15 protein-coding genes are annotated in these 17,340 nt (G+C 72.8%); 3 read left to right on the forward strand and 12 right to left on the reverse strand.

All coding sequences use genetic code 11. The features are described from left to right. Positions 1–8: 8 nt before the first annotated feature. The 8 genes from cimA to JE024_RS41915 form a co-directional block, all read right to left on the reverse strand. The gene (gene cimA, locus JE024_RS10590) at positions 9–1,622 is read right to left on the reverse strand and encodes a citramalate synthase (RefSeq protein ID WP_205373339.1); all 1,614 of its coding nucleotides are present in this window, start codon (positions 1,620–1,622) and stop codon (positions 9–11) included. An 827-nt stretch (positions 1,623–2,449) separates the two neighbouring features. Next, the gene (locus JE024_RS10595; protein WP_205373340.1) at positions 2,450–3,070 is read right to left on the reverse strand and encodes a TetR/AcrR family transcriptional regulator; all 621 of its coding nucleotides are present in this window, start codon (positions 3,068–3,070) and stop codon (positions 2,450–2,452) included. A 46-nt stretch (positions 3,071–3,116) separates the two neighbouring features. Continuing rightward, positions 3,117–4,139, reverse strand: coding sequence for an agmatine deiminase family protein (locus JE024_RS10600; protein WP_205373341.1), 1,023 nt, complete (start codon positions 4,137–4,139; stop codon positions 3,117–3,119). Between the two features lie 11 nt (positions 4,140–4,150). Then, the gene (locus tag JE024_RS10605) at positions 4,151–5,884 is read right to left on the reverse strand and encodes an urease subunit alpha (RefSeq protein WP_205373342.1); all 1,734 of its coding nucleotides are present in this window, start codon (positions 5,882–5,884) and stop codon (positions 4,151–4,153) included. Continuing rightward, on the reverse strand, positions 5,881–6,630 hold the full coding sequence (gene ureA, locus JE024_RS10610) for an urease subunit gamma (RefSeq protein ID WP_205373343.1): 750 nt from the start codon (positions 6,628–6,630) through the stop codon (positions 5,881–5,883). The genes JE024_RS10605 and ureA overlap by 4 nt, the downstream gene beginning before the upstream one ends. A gap of 205 nt (positions 6,631–6,835) precedes the next feature. Next, positions 6,836–7,924, reverse strand: coding sequence for a branched-chain amino acid aminotransferase (locus JE024_RS10615; RefSeq protein WP_205373344.1), 1,089 nt, complete (start codon positions 7,922–7,924; stop codon positions 6,836–6,838). Positions 7,925–8,187: 263 nt separating this feature from the next. After that, positions 8,188–9,231, reverse strand: coding sequence for a 3-isopropylmalate dehydrogenase (locus tag JE024_RS10620; RefSeq protein ID WP_205373345.1), 1,044 nt, complete (start codon positions 9,229–9,231; stop codon positions 8,188–8,190). Between the two features lie 100 nt (positions 9,232–9,331). After that, positions 9,332–9,460: a hypothetical protein gene (locus tag JE024_RS41915; protein ID WP_280521553.1), complete on the reverse strand. Its 129-nt coding sequence runs from the start codon at positions 9,458–9,460 to the stop codon at positions 9,332–9,334. A gap of 311 nt (positions 9,461–9,771) precedes the next feature. On the opposite strand from JE024_RS41915, the gene JE024_RS10625 reads away from it, so the two are divergent. Next, positions 9,772–10,605, forward strand: a complete 834-nt coding sequence (locus JE024_RS10625) for a DUF1206 domain-containing protein (RefSeq protein ID WP_205373346.1) — start codon at positions 9,772–9,774, stop codon at positions 10,603–10,605. Between the two features lie 60 nt (positions 10,606–10,665). On the opposite strand, the gene JE024_RS10630 is transcribed toward JE024_RS10625, so the two are convergent. The 3 genes from JE024_RS10630 to JE024_RS10640 form a co-directional block, all read right to left on the reverse strand. Continuing rightward, a complete protein-coding gene (locus JE024_RS10630) occupies positions 10,666–10,905 on the reverse strand; it encodes a hypothetical protein (protein WP_205373347.1) in 240 nt (79 codons plus the stop codon). Between the two features lie 116 nt (positions 10,906–11,021). Continuing rightward, a complete protein-coding gene (gene pruA / locus JE024_RS10635; protein ID WP_205376484.1) occupies positions 11,022–12,653 on the reverse strand; it encodes an L-glutamate gamma-semialdehyde dehydrogenase in 1,632 nt (543 codons plus the stop codon). Between the two features lie 47 nt (positions 12,654–12,700). Next, positions 12,701–13,627: a proline dehydrogenase family protein gene (locus JE024_RS10640; protein ID WP_205373348.1), complete on the reverse strand. Its 927-nt coding sequence runs from the start codon at positions 13,625–13,627 to the stop codon at positions 12,701–12,703. Between the two features lie 179 nt (positions 13,628–13,806). Here JE024_RS10640 and JE024_RS10645 point away from each other — a divergent pair, with 179 nt between their 5' ends. Continuing rightward, positions 13,807–14,961: a PucR family transcriptional regulator gene (locus JE024_RS10645; RefSeq protein ID WP_205373349.1), complete on the forward strand. Its 1,155-nt coding sequence runs from the start codon at positions 13,807–13,809 to the stop codon at positions 14,959–14,961. Positions 14,962–15,049: 88 nt separating this feature from the next. Here JE024_RS10645 and JE024_RS10650 read toward each other — a convergent pair whose 3' ends face one another. Beyond that, positions 15,050–15,646, reverse strand: coding sequence for a TetR/AcrR family transcriptional regulator (locus JE024_RS10650; RefSeq protein ID WP_205373350.1), 597 nt, complete (start codon positions 15,644–15,646; stop codon positions 15,050–15,052). Between the two features lie 95 nt (positions 15,647–15,741). On the opposite strand from JE024_RS10650, the gene JE024_RS10655 reads away from it, so the two are divergent. Further along, positions 15,742–17,307: an MFS transporter gene (locus tag JE024_RS10655; protein WP_205373351.1), complete on the forward strand. Its 1,566-nt coding sequence runs from the start codon at positions 15,742–15,744 to the stop codon at positions 17,305–17,307. Positions 17,308–17,340: the final 33 nt, after the last annotated feature.

Consider the following 17,340-nt stretch of genomic DNA (forward strand, 5'->3'; position numbering starts at 1 on the left):
ACGTCCGGCTACTCGGTGGGCTCCACGCCCGCGCGCAGCAGGCCGTAGGTGTAGGCGTCCTCCAGGGCCTGCCAGGAGGCGGCGATGATGTTGTCGGCGACGCCGACGGTGGACCAGTCCCCCGTGCCGTCGCCGGTGGAGATCAGCACCCGGGTGGTGGAGCCGGTGCCGTGCCGGCCCTCCAGGATGCGCACCTTGTAGTCGATCAGCTCCAGCTTGGCGAGCTGCGGGTAGATCTTCTCCAGGCCGACGCGCAGTGCCTGGTCCAGGGCGTTGACGGGGCCGTTGCCCTCGGCCGCGGCGAGGATGCGCTCGCCCTTGGCCCAGAGCTTGACGACGGCCTCGTTGGCGTGGGTGCCGTCGGGGCGGTCCTCGACGATGACCCGCCAGGACTCGGTGCGGAAGTAGCGGCGGGCACGGCCCTCCGCCTCCTCGCGCAGCAGCAGTTCGAAGGAGGCGTCGGCGGCCTCGTAGGTGTAGCCCTTGAGCTCCCGCTCCTTCACCCGCTCGACGACCCGGCCGACCAGTTCGCGGTCGCCCCCGAGGTCGATGCCGAGCTCCTTGCCCTTGAGCTCGATGGAGGCGCGGCCGGCCATGTCCGACACCAGCATGCGCATCGTGTTGCCGACCAGTTCGGGGTCGATGTGCTGGTAGAGGTCGGGGTCGACCTTGATCGCGGACGCGTGCAGACCGGCCTTGTGCGCGAAGGCGGAGACACCCACATAGGGCTGGTGGGTGGAGGGCGTCAGGTTGACGACCTCGGCGATGGCGTGCGAGACCCGGGTCATGTCGGCCAGCGCGCCGTCGGGGAGCACCTTGCGGCCGTACTTGAGCTCCAGCGCGGCGACGACGGGGAAGAGGTTGGCGTTGCCGACCCGCTCGCCGTAGCCGTTGGCCGTGCACTGGACGTGGGTGGCGCCGGCGTCGACGGCGGCGAGGGTGTTGGCGACGGCGCAGCCGGTGTCGTCCTGGGCGTGGATGCCCAGGCGGGCGCCGGTGTCGGCGAGCACGGTGGAGACGACGGCCTGGATCTGGGCGGGCAGCATCCCGCCGTTGGTGTCGCAGAGGATGACGACGTCGGCACCGGCCTCGTACGCCGCGCTCACGACCGCCTTGGCGTAGCCGGGGTTGGCCTTGTAGCCGTCGAAGAAGTGCTCGCAGTCGACGAAGACGCGGCGGCCCTGCTCGCGCAGGTGGGTGACGGTGTCGCGGACCATCTCCAGGTTCTCGTCGAGCGTGGTGCGCAGGGCGAGTTCGACGTGCCGGTCGTGGGACTTGGCGACCAGGGTGATCACCGGTGCGCCGGAGTCCAGGAGCGCCTTGACCTGCGGGTCCTCCGAGGCCTTGCCGCCGGCCCTGCGGGTGGCCCCGAAGGCGACGAGCTGGGCGTTGCGGAAGGTGATCTCGCGCTGGGCGCGGGCGAAGAACTCGGTGTCCCGGGGGTTGGCGCCGGGCCAGCCGCCCTCGATGAAGCCCACGCCGAAGTCGTCCAGGTGCCGGGCGATGGTCAGCTTGTCCGCGACGGTGAGGTTGATGCCCTCGCGCTGAGCGCCGTCGCGCAGGGTCGTGTCGAAGACGTGGAAACTGTCGTCGACCTGCGTGTCCTGGCCGTTGGTGGTCATGCTGTCCTGACTCCTGTCGGATGAGTGGCTCCGGAATGTCTGGCTCCACTTGCCCCCATCATCGCGCGCGGCTCGTTCCCGGCCGCGGGTGAGGCCGTAAAACGAAAAAACCCCTCGCGGGTGCGAGAGGTCTGCGCGCGGGTCTGAGGCACGGTGCCGCTGTCCGCGGGGGTGCTGCCACGGGTTCAGCGGTCACTGCGGACCGGCGCGCTGCTGCCGATAATCATGGCGAACGAGAGCACGGGGGCAGTGTGCCACAGGCCGGGGGTCCCCCGACCGGGGGTCTCACGATGCGAACCGGGCGCTGTCTGCGTGTCGGGGGGCTCGGGTGCGGGCAGCCTCCTCCGCCCGTCCGGAGGCAGCCTCTTCAGCCCGTCCGGGGGCTTGGGCGGGGGCAGCCTCTTCAGCCCGTCCGGGGGCTCGGGCGGGGGCAGCCTCTTCAGCCCGTCCGGGGGCTCGGGCGGGGGCAGCCTCTTCAGCCCGTCCGGCGATTGAGGACACCGTGCGCAGCGCGGTGCTGCGACCACCGGGGGTCCGCGGGGCGATGCGCGGCGGACCGAGACGGTGGGTGCCACAGGCCCGGCCACGGCCGCGGGCCGGTGGTCGCGGCACGGCCTGCGGCCGTGGCCTCAAACGCCGGACGGGCTGGAAAGGCAACGCCGCACGAGCGGCGGAGACCAGGCGGCGGCCCGACCCGGCCCCGGCCGCGAGCCGGTGGACGCGGCACGGCCTGCGGCCGTGTCCTCAAACGCCGGACGGGCTGGAAAGGCAACGCCGCACGAGCGGCGGAGACCAGGCAGGCGGAGGCCAAGCCGCCGGCCGCGTCCTCACGCTGCGGGACGGCTGGGAAGCAAGGTCTCCGTGATGAAGTCCGCTACGTGGGAGAGGACCTGGGGGCGGCCCGTGCCCGGTATGCCGACCGCGACGTGGACGCTGAACCCGTCCAGCAGCGCGCGCATCCGCGCGGCGGTGCGGGCCGGGTCGACGGGGCGGAACTCGTCGCGGGAGATGCCCTCGGCGAGCAGGGCGACCAGGTCCCGGTGCCAGGCGCCCTCGATCGCGGCCTGGCGGGCGCGGGCGTCGTCGTCGGCGTACTGCGAGCGGTTCCAGACCTCCAGCCAGAGCGTCCAGTGCGGGTCGCGCGGGCCGTCGGGGACGTAGAGGTCGACGTAGGCGTCCAGGCGCTCGCGCACCGGGCCCTCGCGGGAGAGCAGCGCCCCGCGTTCGGCCCCGAGGCGGCCCTCGCTCCACTCCAGGGTCTGGAGCAGCAGTTCGTCCTTCGTGCGGAAGTAGTAGAGGAGGTGGCCGCTGCTCATGCCGACCTCGCGCCCCAGCCCGGCCATCGTCAGCCCGTCGAGCCCGCGCGCGGCGATGGTCTCCATCGCCGCGGCGAGCACGTCCTCGCGCGGCGGGGCCGCGTTGCGGCGGCGGGACGGGGCGGGGGTCATGCGGCGGCTGCCGCGTGCGTGGCGTTCACCCGTACGTTCTACCTGATCAGCCGCGGACGGCGGGCTGCTGCTGGGTGATGCAGTGGATGCCGCCGCCGCCCGCGAAGATCTCGCGCGCGTCGACGAGCGTCACCGTCCGGTCCGGGTACAGGCGCCGGAAGATGCCGGCCGCGATCTCGTCGCGCGGGTCGTCGAAGGCGCACAGCACCACGCCGCCGTTGCAGACGTAGTGGTTGATGTACGAGTAGTCGGCCCACTCGCCGTCCTCGTCGCGCAGCACGGTGGGGGCGGGCACCTCGACGACCTCCAGCCGGCGGCCCCGGGCGTCGGTGGCGTCGCGCAGCAGGTCGGCGTTGGCCCGGCCGATCGCGTGGTCGGGGTGGGCGGGGTCGGGCTGGGTGTGGCAGACGACGACGCCGGGGCCGGCGAACGCGGCGACGATGTCGACATGGCCGCGGGTGCCGTACCGGCCGTAGTCGCCGGTGAGCCCGCGCGGCAGCCAGATGGCCTTCGTCGTGCCGAGTCGCGCGTGGATCTCCTGCTCGACCTCCTCGCGGGTCCAGCCGGGGTTGCGTTCGGGGCCGAGCTGGACGGTGTCGGTGAGCAGTACAGTGCCCTCGCCGTCGACATGGAGGCCGCCGCCCTCGTTGACGAGCGGCGAGGAGTGCACGGGCACCCCGGCGAGGCCGGCGACATGGCGGGCGATCAGGGCGTCGTGGTCCCAGCGTGCCCAGTCGGCGGCGCCCCAGCCGTTGAACACCCAGTCGACGGCGGCGAGCTGGGAGCCGTCGGTCACGAAGGTGGGGCCGATGTCGCGCATCCAGGCGTCGTCGAGGTCGTGCTCGACGACCTCGACGTCCGGGCCGAGGAGGGCGCGGGCGCCGTCCGACTGGCCCCGGCCGGCGACGACGGTCACGGGTTCGAAGCGGCGCACGGCCCGGGCGACCGAGGCCCAGGCGGCGCGGGCCCCGGCCAGTTCCGCGTCGTCGGCGAAGGTCGGGTTGGGGCCCGGCCAGGCCATCCAGGTGCGCTCGTGGGGGGCCCACTCGGCGGGCATGCGGAAGGTCACGGCGAGGGCTCCTAGAGGAAGTAGAGGCGGTTGAGGGAGACGGACTCGGCGGGTGCGGAGCGCAGCGGGGCCCCGTCGAGGGTGACCAGTCCCGTACGGCCGTCCACCGCGACCTCGCCGGTGCGGGAGTTGAGCAGCAGGTCGCGCGGGCCGATGCCGCGGGTGCCGCGCACCGCGACGCGGCGCCGGCGGGTGGGCATCGAGTCGGAGCCGAGGTCGACGGCCGCCCGGGCGACAAAGGCGACGGAGATGTCGGCGGGTGTCGCGCCGTACGCGCCGAACTGCGGTCCGAGCACGAGGGGTTCGCAGGTGTCGGTGGCCGCGTTGGGGTCGCCCGTCACTCCGTACGCGGGGAAGCCGGACTTGAGCACGAGCTGCGGCTTGGCGCCGAAGAACTCCGGGCGCCACAGCACGATGTCGGCCATCTTGCCGGTCTCGATGGAGCCGATCTCGTGGGAGAGCCCGTGGGCGACGGCCGGGTTGACGGTCAGCTTCGCGAGGTAGCGCAGGACGCGGGCGTTGTCGTCGTGCTCGCCGTCGCCGGGCAGCGGGCCGAGTTCGGCCTTCATCTTGCCCGCCATGGCGAACGTGCGGCGCACGGTCTCCCCGGCGCGCCCCATGCCCTGGGCGTCGGAGGAGGTGATGCCGATGGCCCCGAGGTCGTGCAGCACGTCCTCGGCGCCCATGGTCCCCTCCCGGATGCGGTCGCGGGCCATGGCCGCGTCGCCGGGCAGGTCGGTCTTGAGCTGGTGGACGGAGACGATCATGCCGTAGTGCTCGGCGACGGCGTCCCGGCCGAAGGGCAGGGTGGGATTGGTGGAGGAGCCGATGACGTTGGGCACCCCGGCCATCCGCAGCACGTCGGGGACGTGCCCGCCGCCGCAGCCCTCGATGTGGAAGGCGTGGATGGTGCGTCCGTCGAGCACGCTCAGGGTGTCCTCCACCGAGAGGCACTCGTTGAGTCCGTCGCTGTGCAGGGCGACCTGGACGTCGTGCTCCTCGGCGACGCGCAGGGCGGTGTCCAGGGCCCGGGTGTGCGCGCCCATGTCCTCGTGCACCTTGAAGCCGGAGGCGCCGCCCTCGGCCAGCGCCTCGACGAGCGGGGCGGGATCGGACGACGAACCCCGCGCGAGGAAGCCGATGTTGACGGGCCAGGCGTCGAAGGCGCCGAAGGCGTGCCGCAGCGCCCAGGGCGAGTTGACGCCGACGCCCCAGACGGGGCCGAACTCCTGGCCGATGACGGTGGTGACGCCGGACGCCAGGGACGCCTCCATGATCCGCGGCGACAGCAGGTGCACATGGGTGTCGACGGCGCCGGCCGTGGCGATCAGGCCCTCGCCGGAGACGATCGAGGTGCCGGTGCCGACGACGACGTCCACGCCGTCGAGGGTGTCCGGGTTGCCCGCCCGCCCGATGGCGTGGATGCGGCCCTCCCGGATGCCGATCGAGACCTTGCGGATGCCCAGCACCGCGTCGATCACCAGGACGTTGCTGATGACGACGTCGCAGGTCTCGCGGACGGCGGCGGCCTTGAGGTGGAGGCCGTCGCGCGCGGTCTTGCCGAAGCCGGCGAGGAACTCGTCGCCGGGCCGCTGGCTGTCGGACTCGACGCGCACCACGAGACCGGTGTCGCCGAGCACGACCCGGTCGCCGGCCCTGGGGCCGTGCACGGAGGCGTACTCGTAGGGGTCCGTCCGGCGGGCGGCCGGGCGGCTGTGGTCGTGGTGGCGGGTGGGCCTGCTCATGGTGCCGTTCCTTCCGTGCCTTCCGTGCCTTCCGTGCCGTGCGCGTCGCCGTCGTCGGCGTCGGCGTCGGCCGTGCCCAGGTAGCCGCAGGCGGCGGCCCGGCGCAGGGCCTCCTCCTTCGCTCCCGGGGCATCCAGCGGGCCGTCGACGAGCCCGGCGAAGCCGATGGCGACGCGGTCGCCGCCGATGGGCAGCAGCCCGACCTCCTCGGTGGCGCCCGCGTCGAAGCGCACGGACGACCCGGCGGGCACGGCGAGCCGCATGCCGTAGGCGGCCGACCGGTCGAAGGAGAGCCGCGGATTGGCCTCGAAGAAGTGGAAGTGCGAGGTGACGCTGACGGGTACGGACGCGGTGTTGCGCACGGTCAGGGTGCGGGCGGGGCCGGGCTCGTCCTGGCCGGGGCCGGGCAGCAGGGCGCCGGGGGCCGCCGCGCCGAGACCGCCGCCGCCGATCGGGTCGGTGACGACCGCCAGCCGGGAGCCGTCGTCGAACACGGCCTCGACGTGCACCTCGGTGACGATGTCGGCGACACCCGGCAGCACGTCGTCGGGGCCGAGCACGGCCCGGGCCGCCTCGATCGCCTCCGTGAGCCGCCGCCCGTCGCGCGCCGCCTCGCAGACGGTGTCCGCGACGAGCGCGGTGGCCTCGGGGACGTTGAGCCGCAGTCCGCGGGCGCGCCGGGCCCGGGCGAGCTCGGCGGCGCCGAACAGCAGCAGCCGGTCCCGCTCGGTCGGGGTCAGTCTCATGCCGGCACCTCCACACGCGCCTGAACTTTGAGCACCACTCTAACAATGCCCGTCAAGACTCCCACGGGCCCACCGAAACCCTTGCCCAGCAGTGCACACCACCGGATACACATTGGAGCGTCACTCGAACATGACTCCCGGAAACGACAGCGGCCCCGCGACCTGCGGTGCAGGTCGCGGGGCCGGTGCGGGTGCCGGGGGGCCGTCAGCCGAGTTCGTGCGTCCAGCCGTGGACGTCCTCGGCACGGCCGGTCTGGATGTCGAGCAGCGCCTTGCGCAGCTTCATGGTGACCTCGCCCGGCCGGCCGCCGGACTGCTCCCACTCGCCGTCCCTGGTCTTGACCGTGCCGACCGGGGTGATCACGGCGGCGGTGCCGCAGGCGAAGACCTCCTTGAGGGCGCCGCTCTCCGTGTCGGCCCTCCACTGCTCGATGGAGATCCGGCCCTCCCGCGACGGGTGGCCGAGGTCCTCGGCGAGCCGCAGGAGCGAGTCGCGGGTGATGCCCGCGAGGAGGGAGCCGGTGAGCGCCGGGGTGACGATGTGGTCCTCGTAGACGAAGTACAGGTTCATCCCGCCGAGCTCCTCGACCCACCGGTGCTCGACGGCGTCGAGGTAGGCGACCTGGGCGCAGCCGTGGGTGGCGGCCTCGGCCTGGGCGAGCAGGGAGGCGGCGTAGTTGCCGCCGGTCTTGGCGTCGCCCATGCCGCCGGGGACCGCGCGCACCCGGTCCTCGGAGAGCCAGATGGAGACGGGCTCGACGCCGCCGGGGAAGTAGGCGCCGGCCGGCGAGGCGATGACGATGAAGAGGTACTCGTTGGCCGGCCGCACGCCCAGGCCGACCTCCGCGGCGATCATGAAGGGGCGCAGGTAGAGCGAGGACTCCCCGCCGTGCTCCGGGACCCACGCCTTGTCCTGCTGGACGAGCGCGTCGCAGGCGCCGATGAACAGCTCGACGGGCAGCTCGGGCATGGCCAGCCGGCGGGCGGACGCCTGGAAGCGGCGCGCGTTGGCGTCGGGGCGGAAGGTGACGACCGAGCCGTCGGGACGGCGGTACGCCTTGAGCCCCTCGAAGATCTCCTGCGCGTAGTGCAGGGTCATGTTCGCCGGGTCGATCGACAGCGGCGCGTACGGGACGAGCTCGGCGTCGTGCCAGCCTCGGCCCTCGGTCCACTTGATCGTCACCATGTGATCGGTGAAGTGGCGGCCGAAGCCGGGGTCGGTCAGGATCGCCTCGCGCTCGGCGTCGGACAGCGGGTGCGAGGAGGGCTTGAGCTCGATCGTGGGCGTCGTCATGAGTGGATGTCCTTCACCGGTTGTCAGTGGCGGACCGCGCTCACGCCGGGCCGATGCTCGGACGTCCGAGCATCGGCGTGCGCCACGGCCCACGTTCGATTATCGCGCGCGGAGGACCGGGCAGGGAACAGCGTGGAGGCGGCCCCGGGATCGATGGTTGCACCCGGGGCCGTGCAGGAGAAGCCACCGGGCGCGGAGGGGATGCGACCCGGCGGCTTCTGGGGGTGTCGGGGGACAGCCCCCGGATGTGTGAGTCCGGCGGGTCAGCTCGCTACGCGTACCGCGAGCGCGTCGCCGATCTCGTCCGTCGTGCGGACGGTGCCGGCGGTGCGTTCCGCCAGGTCGGCGGCGACCGCGTCCTCGATGCGGACGGCCTCGGCCTCGTAGCCCAGGTGCCGCAGGAGCAGGGCGACGGACAGGATGGTGGCCGTGGGGTCGGCCTTTCCGGTGCCGGCGATGTCGGGCGCCGAGCCGTGGACGGGCTCGAACATCGACGGGAAGGCGCCGGTCGGGTTGATGTTGCCGGACGCGGCCAGGCCGATGCCGCCGGTCACGGCGGCGGCGAGATCGGTCAGGATGTCGCCGAAGAGGTTGTCGGTGACGATGACGTCGAAGCGCTCGGGCTGCGTGACGAAGAAGATCGTCGCGGCGTCCACGTGCAGGTAGTCGGTGGTGACCTCGGGGTACTCCTGGCCGACGCGGTCGAAGATGTTCTTCCACATGTGGCCCGCGTACACCAGGACGTTGTTCTTGTGCACGAGCGTGAGCTTCTTGCGGGGACGCGCCGCGGCCCGCGCGTAGGCGTCGCGCACCACGCGCTCCACGCCGTACGCCGTGTTGAGGCTGACCTCGGTGGCGACCTCGTGCTCGGTGCCGGTGCGCAGGGAGCCGCCGTTGCCCGTGTAGGGGCCCTCGGTGCCCTCGCGGACGACGACGAAGTCGATGTCCGGGCGGCCGGCGAGCGGGGTCGCCGTGTTGGGGAACAGCTTCGACGGCCGCAGGTTGACGAAGTGGTCGAAGGCGAAGCGCAGCTTCAGCAGCAGCCCGCGCTCCAGGACGCCGGACGGGACCGAGGGGTCGCCGATGGCGCCGAGCAGGATCGCGTCGTGACCCTTGAGGGATTCGAGTTCGGCATCCGGCAGGGTCTCCCCCGTGCGGTGCCAGCGCTGGGCGCCGAGGTCGTACTCCCGGGTCTCCAGCTTCACATCCTGCGGGAGGACGGCGGCGAGGACTTTCAGGCCCTGGGCCACGACTTCCTTGCCGATGCCGTCACCGGGGACCACTGCGAGATCGATGCTGCGAGACATGTCGGCACCCTACTCCCGCGTCCCATTCGGTGACATTCGGCGTCCGGCATGTGGACTCCGTGTCGCCGTGCGGGACGGTTGCGGGAGGAGAAGGGGCAGCTCAGTGGCCGGTCTCGCCACCGTTGTCACGGCGGTCGAGGGCGCGCTGCAGGGCGGCGGCCGCGTTCCTGCGGTCGGCCTCGGAGGCGCGGGAGGTACGGCGGGCGCGGCGGGCGGTCTCAGCGGACATGATGATCGACTCCTCGGAGATCGGAATGATTTCGAAGGCGCCGGAAGGGGCGGGGAGCGTGCCGCAGGGGTTGCCTGCGCGGGGGCACTGGCTCACGACCGCCATTCGCTGGATCGAGCGAGACGTTCGGCTCCTACAAAACTAGGGCAGCCGGACACTTCTGTCTCCACAATTACTCGGACTTCCTACTATCTGAGACGGCACCCCTCCCCACCTGCACCGGCGCTCCCGCCCCCCGCGGCGGCCCCGGCCTCCCGGCGCGCGCCGTTTCGCCACCGGTTCCGGGGGCAGCCGCGTCCGGGGAGGTTGACATGAACGCTCATGTACTGGGGGCCCGCGGGTCCGCGAAGGCCCGCAAGGCGGCGAACAGCAAGGCCGTCGGCTACGGCGCCCGGTGGGGCCTGGCGGCCCGCGGGGTGCTCTACATCCTGATCGGTGTGCTCGCGCTGCAGATCGCCGTCGGCGACGGCGGCGAGCAGGCCGACCGGGGCGGGGCGCTCGCGACGCTCGCGGAGCAGCCCTTCGGCTCGGTGATGCTCTGGGTCGTCGGCATCGGACTCGTCGGCATGGCGCTGTGGCGCCTGTCGGAGGCGGCCTTCGGCGCCGCGGGGCCGGACGGGCACAAGGCGTCCAAGCGGGCGCTCTCCGGAGCGCGGGCGGTCTTCTACGCGTTCGTCGCCTACTCGGTGCTCTCCTTCGCGGCGGGCGAGAGCGGCAGCGGCTCCAGCGACCAGCAGTCCAAGGACGTCACCTCGCGCGCCCTGGAGCTGCCCGCCGGTCAGTGGCTGGTGGGTCTGGCCGGCGCCGGGATCGTGGTGGCCGGTGTGGTGGTCGCGGCGCGTGCCGCGATGCGCAAGTACCACAAGCACCTGAAGCGCGGTGAGATGTCGCGCGGCGCCCGCCGCTTCACCGACGTCACCGGCGTGGGCGGCGGCGTCGCCCGCGGTGCGGTCTTCGCGGTGATCGGCTTCTTCGTGGCACGTGCCGCGATCCAGTACGACCCGGACGAGGCCAAGGGCTTCGACGACGCCCTGCGGACCTTCGCCGGTACGCCCGCCGGGCCCTGGCTGCTCGGTCTGATCGCGGCCGGTCTCGCGCTCTTCGGGATCTTCTCGTTCGCGATGGCGCGGTGGCGCAAGGTGTGAGCCGCGGCTGACGCGCGAGGGCGGGGACGGCACCCGGGTGCCGTCCCCGCCCTTTCGCGTTCAGTCCGCGACGGCCGCCTCCAGGCGCCCGGCCACCCGCTCCATCCAGGCGGTGAACTCCGCGCGTTCGCGGGCTCCGCCGCCGCACAGCGCGGCCGCCTGGGCGTCCGTGATCCGGTTCGGACCGTCCTCCGACAGCAGCCGGTGCAGTTCGCGGGTGAGCGCCGCGAGCCGGGTCGCGTCGGGGTGGTCGATCGCGTCGGCCCCGTGGCCGGGACCGAGGGTCGTGGAACCGGGCATGGCGTCTCCTCCTCGGCGCTTCCCCCTGCCGCCAGCGTAAGCCCGCCCCACGCGAGCCGCCCCCGGCCGGTCTGGGGGGACCGGCGGGGGGCGGTGTTCTCGGGCGTACCCGGGCCTCAGCCCATGTGCGGGTACGTGTAGTCGGTCGGCGGGACCAGCGTCTCCTTGATGGCGCGGGTCAGCGTCCAGCGCATCAGGTTCTGCGGGGCGCCGGCCTTGTCGTTGGTGCCGGAGGCGCGGCCGCCGCCGAAGGGCTGCTGGCCGACGACGGCGCCGGTCGACTTGTCGTTGATGTAGAAGTTGCCCGCGGCGTAGCGCAGCTTCTCCATCGTGTGCGCGGCGGCGGCGCGGTCGCCCGCGATGACCGAGCCGGTGAGGGCGTACGCCGAGACCGACTCCATCTGCTCCAGCATCGCGTCGTAGGCGTCGTCCTCGTAGACGTGCACGGCGAGGATCGGGCCGAAGTACTCGGTCGTGAAGACCTCGTTCTCCGGGTCGGAGCACTCGATGACGGTGGGGCGCACGAAGTAGCCGACCGAGTCGTCGTAGGTGCCGCCCGCGACGACGGTGCAGCTCGGGTCCTCGTGGGCGCGGTCGATGGCGGCCTTGTTCTTGGCGAAGGACCGCTCGTCGATGACGGCGCCGATGAAGTTCGTCAGGTCGGTGACGTCGCCCATGGCGATGGCGTCGACCTCGGCGGCGAACTCCTCCTTGAAGCCGGAGTTCCAGATGGACGCCGGGACGTAGGCGCGGGAGGACGCCGAGCACTTCTGGCCCTGGAACTCGAACGAGCCGCGGGTCAGGGCGGTCTTCAGGACGGCGCGGTCGGCGCTCGGGTGGGCGACGACGAAGTCCTTGCCGCCGGTCTCGCCGACGATGCGCGGGTAGGAGCGGTACTTCTCGATGTTGTTGCCGACCGTCTTCCACAGGTGCTGGAAGGTGCGGGTCGAGCCGGTGAAGTGGATGCCGGCGAGCATCGGGTGCTCCAGCGCCACCTCGGAGACGGCGATGCCGTCACCGGTCACCAGGTTGATGACGCCCTTCGGCAGACCGGCCTCCTCCAGCAGCCGCATCAGCAGCACGGCGGCGTGGGTCTGGGTCGGGGACGGCTTCCAGACGACCACGTTGCCCATGAGGGCGGGGGCGGTCGGCAGGTTGCCCGCGATGGCGGTGAAGTTGAACGGGGTGATCGCGTAGACGAAGCCCTCCAGCGGGCGGTGGTCCATGCGGTTCCAGACGCCCGGGGAGTTGGCCGGGGGCTGCTCGGCCAGGATGTCGCGGGCGTACTTGACGTTGAAGCGCCAGAAGTCGACGAGCTCGCAGGGGGTGTCGATCTCGGCCTGCTGCGCGGTCTTGGACTGGCCCAGCATGGTGGAGGCGGCCAGCGTCTCGCGCCAGGGGCCGGCCAGCAGCTCGGCGGCGCGCAGGATGATCGCGGCGCGGTCGTCGAACGACATGGCGCGCCAGGCCGGCGCCGCCGCGAGGGCGGCGTCGATCGCGTCCTGGGCGTCCTGGGTGGTGGCACCGGCGAAGGTGCCGATGACGGCCTTGTGGTTGTGCGGCTGCACGACGTCGACGCGCTCGCCGCCGCCCATCCGGCGCACGCCGCCGATCGTCATCGGCAGCTCGATCGGGTTCTCGGCAAGCTCCTTGAGCTTGACCTCCAGGCGGGCGCGCTCGGGCGAACCGGGGGCGTAGCCGTGGACCGGCTCGTTGACGGGCGCGGGGACCTGGGTGACGGCGTCCATGGTTGCCATGACTCCTTCTTCGGGGGTGTAAAGGGCCCTGGTTCGGGTCAGTTCTTGGTGATCATCGAGCGCACGAAGAACAGGAGGTTGGCCGGCTTCTCCGCGAGGCGGCGCATGAAGTAGCCGTACCAGTCGGTGCCGTACGCGGTGTAGACGCGCATCCGGTGTCCCTCGGCGGCGAGCCGGACCTGCTCGTCGCTGCGGATCCCGTACAGCATCTGGAACTCGTACTCGTCGAGCTTGCGCCCGGCACTGCGGGCGAGCTCCTGGGTGATGGCGATGAGCCGCGGGTCGTGGGACCCGATCATCGGGTACCCCTCGCCCTCCATGAGGATCCGCAGGATCCGCACGTACGCCTTGTCGATCTCCGCCTTGTCCTGGATGGCGACGGAGGCGGGCTCCTTGTAGGCGCCCTTGACGATGCGGACCCGGCTGCCGGCGGCGGCGAGCCGGCGGGCGTCGTCCTCGGTGCGGAAGAGGTACGCCTGGATGACGCAGCCGGTCCGGGGGAAGTCCTTCCGGAGCTCCTCGTGGATGGCGAACATCGAGTCCAGGGTGGTGTGGTCCTCGGCGTCCAGGGTGACCGTGGTGCCGATGGCGGCGGCGGCCTCCACGACCGGGCGGACGTTGGCGAGCGCGAGCTCGTGACCGCCCTCCAGCGCCTGGCCGAACATCGAGAGCTTCACCGACATCTCGGCCCGCTCGCCGAGACCGAGCCCGGCGAGGCGCTCGACGAGCTCCAGGTACGCGTCGCGCGCGGCGTACGCCTGCTCGCGGGTGGTGATGTCCTCGCCCACGACGTCGAGGGTGACCTCCAGGCCCCTGTCGGCGGCGTCCACGACGATCGGGACGACCTCGTCGACGGTCTCGCCGGCGATGAACCGGGCGACGACCTGCTTGGTCCCCGGGGCGGCCGAGACGAAGCGGCGCATCTTGTCGCTGCGCGAGGCGGCGAGGATCACGGGACCCAGCACGGGGCACCTCCATGGAACACGTGTGAGGGGGCTGAACCCGGCTCGGTGGACAAACCGGGAACGGCACGAAGAACCACCGTGAAATCTAAGGATCGCTCCGATCGTGTGCCATCGACAGCTGTCACGCATCCGTGGCCGCGATCTCAGACATCTGTCTGAACGGATGCGAGAATGTCCGCGTGAAGGGCGACTACCAGGATCTGGTCGACGAGATCTCCGCACTGCTGAACGCGCCGGCGACCCTGGAGAACCGGGACTTCGGACTGATCGCGTTCGGGGCCCACGAGGGCGACGACGCGGCCATGGATCCGGTCCGCACCCGTTCCATCCTGACGCGCAGGTCCACGCCCGCCGTCCGCGCCTGGTTCGAGGACTTCGGCATCGCGCGGGCCACCGGTCCGCTGCGCATCCCCGCCGCACCGGAGGCCGGCGTCAACCGGGACCGCATCTGCCTGCCGGTACGCCATCGGGGCGTGGTGCTCGGCTACGTCTGGCTGCTCGACACCGACCCGGGCCCCGGCCCGGAGCAGCTCGCCGCGGCCATGGAGGTGACGGAGCGGATCGGCGGCCTGCTCGCCGACGAGGAGCGGGCCGGCGCCGACCTCTCCCGGGAGCTGCGCGCGGTGCTCACCGCCCCGCGGGGCGGACCGTACGACACGGCGGCCACCGCACTCGGCAACGCCCTGGGCGAGGACGCCGACGGCCTCCACATGCTGGTGTGCGTGACGCCGTGGCGGGCGGGGGACGCTCCGTCGGCCCGGTCGCTGCCGGGCGCGGCGGCGCTGTGCACCCTCCGGCTCCGGGCGGGCGCCGCGCCCGGCGAGGCGCTGGCGGCGCTCGTGCGGGTGCGGGCGGCGGACACGGCGGCACCCGCCGCGGCGGTCGCCGCGCGGCTGCGGGGCCCGGTCCCGGAGGCCGGGCCGGCGGTGGGCTGCGGGATCTCGGACGCGCGGCGCGGGCTCGCCGAGCTGGACACGGCCTGGCGCGAGGCGGCGTCGGCCGCCCGGGCCGTGCTGGCGGAGGCCCGCTTCGGCCCGGTGGCCCGCTGGTCGGAGATCGGCGCCTACCGGCTGCTGACGGCGCTGCCCGCGGACACCGCCGGGGACCGGTCGGTGCGGGGGCTGCTGGCTCCGGCTCACCGGGAACTGGCCCGCACCGCCGAGGTGTTCCTCGACCACGCGGGGCAGGCCGGGCGGACGGCGGCGGCCCTCGGGATCCACCGGCAGACGCTGTACTACCGGCTGTCCCGCGTGGAGCAGCTCACCGGCCTCGACCTCGACGACGGCGAGCACCGGCTGCTGCTCCACATGGCGCTCAAGGGCCACCGGCTGTGACGGCCGCCCCGCACGGGGACGGCGCCGGGACGGCCGGGCTCCCGCCGGGGCGACGCCGAGGCGGCCCGCGCCCCCGGCCGGGCCGGCGTCAGGACGGCCGCGCGCCTTCGGCGGCCGCCTTCATGACGAGGCGCAGCCCCTCGGTGAGCTCACCCGCCCGGGTGGCCGTCGCGGGGTCGAACTGCCACTGGGCGATGAGGCCCATCATCAGCGTCGTGTAGAACTTGCCGAGCGTGTCGACGTCGGGGTGGTCGGCCGCCGGCTCCTCACCGCCCTGGAACATCGGGATGAGGCCGCGCGCAGCTTCGCGCTGTTCCCTGGCCAGGTAGTCGCGCACCTCCGGCACCAGGTCGCCCATGGCCACGATCTCCATGCTCAGGTGCCAGAGGCTGTCCGGCCCGCGCATGGTGCCGATGATGTTGGACCAGACCTCCTCGAAGCGCTCCAGGGATCCGGGGGCCGCGCCGTTCCGCGCGCGCCCGGCGCCGTCGAACTGGTCGGAGACCTCTTCGACCAGGGCGAGGTACGCCTGCCCGAGCAGCTTGTCCTTCGAGCCGTAGTGGTAGCCGATCGACGCGAGGTTGGTCCCCGACGCCTTGACGATGTCGCGCGCGGTGGTGCGCACGAACCCCTTCTCCAGGAGGCAGCGCTTCGCGCCGTCGAGCAGATCCTCGCGATGTCCCATGGCAGCAGCGTAGCCCGGGCTGTACGGGCGTCCTACACAGATGTATTACACAGCCGTTCTATACAACCGTTTAAGACGGCCGTACATTGCTCTGCATGACGCACTCCGCCGCATCGCCGCGCGCCGGCCGCCGGGAATGGACCGCCTTCGGCGTCCTGCTGCTGCCGCTCCTGCTCGTCTCCATGGACATCTCCGTCCTCTACTTCGCGATCCCCGCCATCACCCGGGAGCTGGACCCCGGCTCCACCCAGCAGCTCTGGATCTTCGACGTCTACGCCTTCGCGCTCGCCGGGCTGCTGATCACCATGGGCTCGATCGGCGACCGGATCGGACGCCGCAGACTGCTGATGCTGGGCGCCGTCGCCTTCGGCGTCGCCTCGGTCTGCGCGGCGTACGCGCAGAGCGCCGAGATGCTGATCGCCGCCCGGGCGCTGCTCGGCATCGGCGGGGCGACGCTCATGCCCTCGACCATGGCGCTGGTGCGCAACATGTTCCGCGACGACGCCCAGCGCACCACCGCGATCGGCATCTGGTCCGGCGCGATGGCCGGCGGCATCGCCCTCGGCTCCGTGCTCGGCGGGGTGCTGCTGGAGCACTTCTGGTGGGGTTCGGTGTTCCTGATCAACGTGCCCGCGATGGTGCTGCTGCTGATCCTCGTCCCGTTGCTGGTCCCGGAGTTCAAGGACCCCTCCCCCGGCCGCTTCGACCTGCTGAGCGTCCCGCTGTCGATGGGCGCGGTGCTCCCCGTCGTCTACGGGCTCAAGGAGATCGCAGCCGACGGCTACCACACCGTCTCCGCGCTGTGCGTCACCGCGGGCCTGGCCGTCGGACACCTCTTCGTGCGCCGTCAGCGGAGCCGGCAGGACGCCATGATCAGCCGGGACCTGTTCCGCGGGCGCGGATTCGGGACCGGGGTGGTCCTCAACGGACTGGCGATGTTCGCGATGATGGGGTCCGCGTACTTCACCACCCAGTACCTCCAGTCGGTCCTCGGGATGGGCTCGCTGGAGGCCGCCCTGTGGAGCCTCGTCCCCTCCCTCGCCGTCGGCGGGGCCGCGCCCGCGGCCGGTGCGGCCGCGGGGCGCTTCGGCCGGCCCGCCGTCGTCACAGGGGGATTCCTGGTGGGCGCCGGCGGCTACGCGATCCTCGCGGCGGCCGGCACCGACTCCCTGGTCGTCCTGCTCACGGGAGCCGCCGTCATCGGCTGCGGCATCGTCACCGTGGCCGCCACCGTCTCCGACATGGCGCTCGCCGCCGCTCCGCCGGAGAAGGCGGGCTCGGCCGCCTCGGTCCTGGAGACGGGGCAGGAGTTCGGCGGCGCGCTGGGCATGGCGTTCCTCGGCAGCGTGGGCACGGCCGTCTACCGCCGGGAGATGGACGACTCGGCGCCGGCGGGCCTGCCCGCCGAGGCGCTGGACACCGCGCGCGAGACGCTGGGCGGAGCGGCCGCGGTCGCCGGGCGGCTGCCGGAGGCGGCCGGGGGCGCGCTGCTGGACGCGGCGCAGCGGGCCTTCGTCCAGGGCATGGGGACCGCCGCGATCGGCGGCGGGGCCGTCCTGGTCGGCGCGGCCGTGCTCGCCGCGGTGGTGCTGCGCCGCACGGAGCGGCCGGCGGACCGCCCGGCCGGGGAGCCGGAGGCGGCCGTGACGGCAGGACGCTGACCCCGGTCACGGATGTGCCCCGGCCCGGCTGCG

Origin of the sequence: Streptomyces zhihengii (assembly GCF_016919245.1) — a bacterium.
Classification (GTDB): Bacteria; Actinomycetota; Actinomycetes; order Streptomycetales; family Streptomycetaceae; genus Streptomyces; species Streptomyces zhihengii.

Coding starts and splice junctions, on each gene's coding strand:
- cimA (WP_205373339.1), bottom strand. CDS start 1,622: ATGACCACCAACGGCCAGGACACGCAGGTCGACGACAGTTTCCACGTC.
- JE024_RS10595 (WP_205373340.1), bottom strand. CDS start 3,070: ATGACCCCCGCCCCGTCCCGCCGCCGCAACGCGGCCCCGCCGCGCGAG.
- JE024_RS10605 (WP_205373342.1), bottom strand. CDS start 5,884: ATGAGCAGGCCCACCCGCCACCACGACCACAGCCGCCCGGCCGCCCGC.
- ureA (WP_205373343.1), bottom strand. CDS start 6,630: ATGAGACTGACCCCGACCGAGCGGGACCGGCTGCTGCTGTTCGGCGCC.
- JE024_RS10615 (WP_205373344.1), bottom strand. CDS start 7,924: ATGACGACGCCCACGATCGAGCTCAAGCCCTCCTCGCACCCGCTGTCC.
- JE024_RS10620 (WP_205373345.1), bottom strand. CDS start 9,231: ATGTCTCGCAGCATCGATCTCGCAGTGGTCCCCGGTGACGGCATCGGC.
- JE024_RS41915 (WP_280521553.1), bottom strand. CDS start 9,460: ATGTCCGCTGAGACCGCCCGCCGCGCCCGCCGTACCTCCCGCGCCTCC.
- JE024_RS10625 (WP_205373346.1), top strand. CDS start 9,772: ATGAACGCTCATGTACTGGGGGCCCGCGGGTCCGCGAAGGCCCGCAAG.
- JE024_RS10630 (WP_205373347.1), bottom strand. CDS start 10,905: ATGCCCGGTTCCACGACCCTCGGTCCCGGCCACGGGGCCGACGCGATC.
- pruA (WP_205376484.1), bottom strand. CDS start 12,653: ATGGACGCCGTCACCCAGGTCCCCGCGCCCGTCAACGAGCCGGTCCAC.
- JE024_RS10650 (WP_205373350.1), bottom strand. CDS start 15,646: ATGGGACATCGCGAGGATCTGCTCGACGGCGCGAAGCGCTGCCTCCTG.
- JE024_RS10655 (WP_205373351.1), top strand. CDS start 15,742: ATGACGCACTCCGCCGCATCGCCGCGCGCCGGCCGCCGGGAATGGACC.